General features: G+C 44.9%; 2 protein-coding genes and 3 pseudogenes. 1 reads left to right on the top strand and 4 read right to left on the bottom strand.

The window, feature by feature from the left end:
- Window positions 1-68 precede the first annotated feature (68 nt).
- Window positions 69-433: pseudogene (locus ABZJ92_RS20845) on the bottom strand (transposase); the annotation flags it as partial.
- Window positions 434-560: 127 nt separating this feature from the next.
- Here ABZJ92_RS20845 and ynaI point away from each other — a divergent pair.
- Complete coding sequence (ynaI, locus tag ABZJ92_RS20840; protein WP_000559908.1) at window positions 561-1,592, top strand: low conductance mechanosensitive channel YnaI; 1,032 nt, start codon at window positions 561-563, stop codon at window positions 1,590-1,592.
- 50 nt (window positions 1,593-1,642) lie between these two features.
- Here ynaI and mppA read toward each other — a convergent pair whose 3' ends face one another.
- The 3 genes and pseudogenes from mppA to pgrR all read right to left on the bottom strand — a co-directional run.
- Window positions 1,643-3,256 (bottom strand): murein tripeptide ABC transporter substrate-binding protein MppA, encoded by a 1,614-nt coding sequence (gene mppA / locus ABZJ92_RS20835; protein WP_000683016.1) that lies wholly within the window; start codon window positions 3,254-3,256, stop codon window positions 1,643-1,645.
- A gap of 164 nt (window positions 3,257-3,420) precedes the next feature.
- Window positions 3,421-3,495 (bottom strand): annotated as a pseudogene (locus ABZJ92_RS22560) (epoxyqueuosine reductase QueH); the annotation flags it as partial.
- Between the two features lie 97 nt (window positions 3,496-3,592).
- Window positions 3,593-4,060: pseudogene (pgrR, locus tag ABZJ92_RS20830) on the bottom strand (DNA-binding transcriptional regulator PgrR); the annotation flags it as partial.
- Window positions 4,061-4,135: the final 75 nt, after the last annotated feature.

Here is a 4,135-nt window from a genome sequence, read left to right as displayed (position 1 = left end):
CAAAAGTGGTGTTGAAGAAACATCCGTTTTGTGGTGTTTTTTTAATCTTTTTGGGGTTTTAATTCCTATCGATGAACCCCGAACACATGGCAGAGTGTGACCACAGGATAATGCGCTCTGAGTTTCCCGATTATCGAGAACTGTTCAGGGAGTCTGACATCAAGAGCGCGGTAGCCTTTTTTAATATTTCATTCTCCATTTCAATGCGTTGTAGCTTTTTCCTGAGCTCACGGATTTCAATTTGTTCCGGGGTAATGGGGGAGGCTTTTGGTGTTTTGCCCTGACGCTCATCACGCAGTTGTTTGACCCATCTTGTCATTGTGGAAAGGCCAACATCCATAGCTTTGGCGGCATCTGCCACCGTGTATTTCTGGTCAACAACCAGTTGAGCGGATTCGCGTTTAAACTCTGCGCTAAAATTTCTTTTTTTCATTGGAGCACCTGTGTTGTTCTGAGGTGAGCATATCACCTCTGTTCAGGTGGCCAAATTCAGTGTGCCACTTCACCCCGCCAGGGGTTTCCGGCATGACGACAATTATCTGGAGGAGCCTGATAAAACAATGATCGCTGAACTGTTTACAAATAATGCGCTTAATCTGGTCATTATTTTCGGTAGCTGCGCAGCATTGATTCTGATGAGCTTTTGGTTTCGCCGTGGAAATCGTAAAAGAAAAGGATTTTTATTCCATGCGGTGCAATTTTTAATCTACACCATAATTATCAGTGCTGTTGGTAGCATCAGTAATTATGTTATAGAAAACTATAAACTCAAATTTATCACCCCAGGCGTTATCGATTTTATCTGTACGTCCCTGATTGCGGTTATTCTGACGATTAAGCTATTTCTGCTGATTAATCAGTTTGAAAAACAGCAGATTAAAAAAGGTCGCGATATCACCAGTGCGCGGATTATGTCGCGCATTATCAAAATCACCATTATTGTAGTGCTTGTTCTGCTTTATGGCGAACATTTCGGCATGAGCCTTTCTGGCTTGCTGACCTTTGGTGGTATTGGTGGTCTGGCTGTCGGTATGGCCGGTAAAGATATTCTGAGTAATTTCTTTTCCGGGATCATGCTCTATTTCGACCGTCCTTTCAGTATTGGCGACTGGATCCGTTCACCGGACAGAAATATCGAAGGTACAGTAGCGGAAATTGGCTGGCGAATTACCAAAATTACGACCTTTGATAATCGTCCATTGTACGTACCGAACTCGCTGTTTTCGTCGATCAGCGTAGAAAACCCAGGACGAATGACCAACCGCCGCATTACCACGACCATTGGTTTACGTTATGAGGATGCGGCAAAAGTGGGCGTTATTGTCGAAGCCGTACGTGAGATGCTGAAAAATCACCCGGCCATCGACCAGCGACAAACCTTACTGGTTTATTTCAACCAGTTTGCTGACTCGTCATTGAATATTATGGTTTATTGCTTTACCAAAACCACGGTATGGGCTGAGTGGCTTGCTGCACAGCAAGACGTTTATTTGAAGATTATCGATATTGTACAGTCACACGGCGCGGACTTTGCCTTCCCCAGCCAGACGCTGTATATGGATAACATTACACCGCCGGAACAGGGGCGCTAAATCAGACATCACTGGCGTTATCCACAAGGGTAACGCCAGTTCCCATCACATCAATGCTTCACAATATACATAGTCCGACTGTACGCTACATCTTCAGGGTTATTAATGGGATAACCTTTCAGCCACGGTTTGATTAATCGTCCATTGGTATATTGATAAATTGGTGCAATCGGTGCTTGCTCCATGAGGATTTTTTCTGCCGCGTTGTAATCGGCATTACGCGCTTTAACGGTATTTTCCGTCGATGCCTGGGCCAGAACTTTGTCGTATGCCGGATTGTTAAAGCGTGAAATATTTCCTGAATGCATTGACGTTAATAATGTCAGGAAAGTGGAGGGTTCATTATAATCCCCCACCCATGAGGCGCGGATAACATCAAAATTGCCGGTGTTACGGCTATCGATATAGGTTTTCCATTCCTGATTTTGCAATTTAACATCTACGCCAAGGTTCTTTTTCCACATCGATGCTACAGCAATCGCAATTTTTTGATGGTTTTCTGAAGTGTTATACAAAAGCGTCAGCTTCAGCGGTTTTTGCGGACCATAACCAGCTGCGCTCAACAAAGTTTTTGCCTGCGCATTCAGTTCTTCCTGACTCATTTGTTCAAACGGCGAAGGTTCCGGCGTAAATCCGGCGGTAACATCTGGTATAAAATGCCACGCTGGCTTTTCGCCCGTCCCCAACACTTTTTCGGTCATCAGGCGGCGATCTATCGTCATACTTAATGCCAGGCGAACGCGCTGATCTGCCGTCGGCCCTTTTTGCGTGTTAAAGGCATAATAATAGGTCCCGAGCTGCGGTGGCGTATAAACCTGCCCCGGAATATCCTTCAACAGCTTCTGATACATATTTTTCGGGAAGGATTCGGTGATATCAATATCCCCCGCGAGGTAACGCTTAGTGGCTGCGGATTCCTGATTAATTGGCAGGAAGGTCACTTTTTGCAGCACCGTTTTGGCGTTATCCCAATAATGGGTATTCGGTACCACGACCAGTTTTTCATTGACTACGCGCTCTTTAAGAACATAAGCGCCATTGCCGATCAGATTTCCGGGTTTCGTCCACTCTTTACCGCTTTCTACGTTGGCTTTTTGCACCGGGAAGAAGGCAAAGTTAGCGGTTAAATTCACAAACCACGGCAACGGTTTATCAAGCTGAATTTTCAAAGTATGGGCATCAACTGCGGTGACGCCAAGCTGATCAGGCGTAGCTTTACCATCAATAATCGCCTGTGCGTTGTTGATTCCCGCCAGCGCGGCAAACCATGCAAATGGCGACAATGTTTTTGGGTCCACCAGACGTTGCCAGCTGTAGACAAAATCTTGCGCCGTTACCGGTGTGCCATCCGCCCATTTTGCGTTATCGCGCAGGGTAAAAGTCCAGATACGGTTGTCATTACTTTTCCATTGAGTCGCGACGCCGGGGACAATCTCCCCTTTTTCGTTCTGATTCACCAGACCTTCAAACAGATCGCGAATGACCTGAATCTCTGGCAGGCCCACGGCTTTAGCGGGATCCAGCGACGCAGGCTCATCTTTAATGTGGCGCACCAGCTCCTGCTTCTCTGCCAGTACTGTGCCGCTCGGAACTTCTGCAGCATACGAAAGAGAAATGCTGCTGACCAACAGCGCACAACACGTAACTGAAACAGAGTGCTTCATAAGTTTCCCTCTAACCGACATTAAAATTGATGCGTAATTATTTGTTTCGCCTTAAAGAAATGCAAACAACTTCCATCAAAAAAGTGACAAAGGAAGCATCAAATGTTTTAAGTATCAATATATCAAATCAGATTTAGTGTAAATAATAGACGCCAAAATGTGGCAAAGCACATAGAACACCGAACACTACGTTCGGGCTTCGCACGTTCAAACCAGTTTTCGGTATCATAATCAGCATCTGTCGCCATTGTACGAAGAATAAAAAATAACCAAAACGTTGAAAGGAACTGAGAATACGTTAAGAGAAGAATTAAATTAATGTATCAGCAAGTAGTGCTAAACAGCACCTTTATACTTCAGCCTATCTATAAATAATGAGAATGCCGAGCCAGCATGTCGACGGTGTGGATAGTACAGGTGATAACCGGGTAAATCTGGAGTGAATTTATCCAAAACACGTATCAGTTTTTTTTCTTTAATAGCCCGCTCAACCTGATCATAAGGTAGATACGCCAATCCATGCCCATCAATTGCAGCATCAATGATCAGGTCTATCGTATTCAGTAAAAGCTGACCTTCCATGCGAACACGAACTTCACGTCCACCGCGTATTAATCTCCAGCGATTTGCTGTACCCGATGTGGGAAGATACAAATTAATTGCCTGATGATCTATTAATTGTGACACTGACGTTGGAGCACTTCGACGAGAAAAATAATCCGGTGAGCCAACAATAGCCATTGGTATATCTGGCCCGATTCGAATGGCGATCATATCTTTATCCATCTCCCCACCCAGACGGATGAGGTAGCCTGAGTTTAACGGACACTCCTTCCTGAAATAGAATGGCATCAGAAGGAGCTAATAATGAGCAGAAAA

It is taken from the genome of Shigella sp. FJ200513, from assembly GCF_040495915.1.
Taxonomy (GTDB): Bacteria; Pseudomonadota; Gammaproteobacteria; order Enterobacterales; family Enterobacteriaceae; genus ECMA0423.
This window is presented reverse-complemented; position numbering and strand designations above follow the sequence as displayed.

Excerpts from the sequence above, each read along its gene's own strand:
- ynaI (WP_000559908.1), top strand. The coding sequence starts at position 561 with ATGATCGCTGAACTGTTTACAAATAATGCGCTTAATCTGGTCATTATT.
- mppA (WP_000683016.1), bottom strand. The coding sequence starts at position 3,256 with ATGAAGCACTCTGTTTCAGTTACGTGTTGTGCGCTGTTGGTCAGCAGC.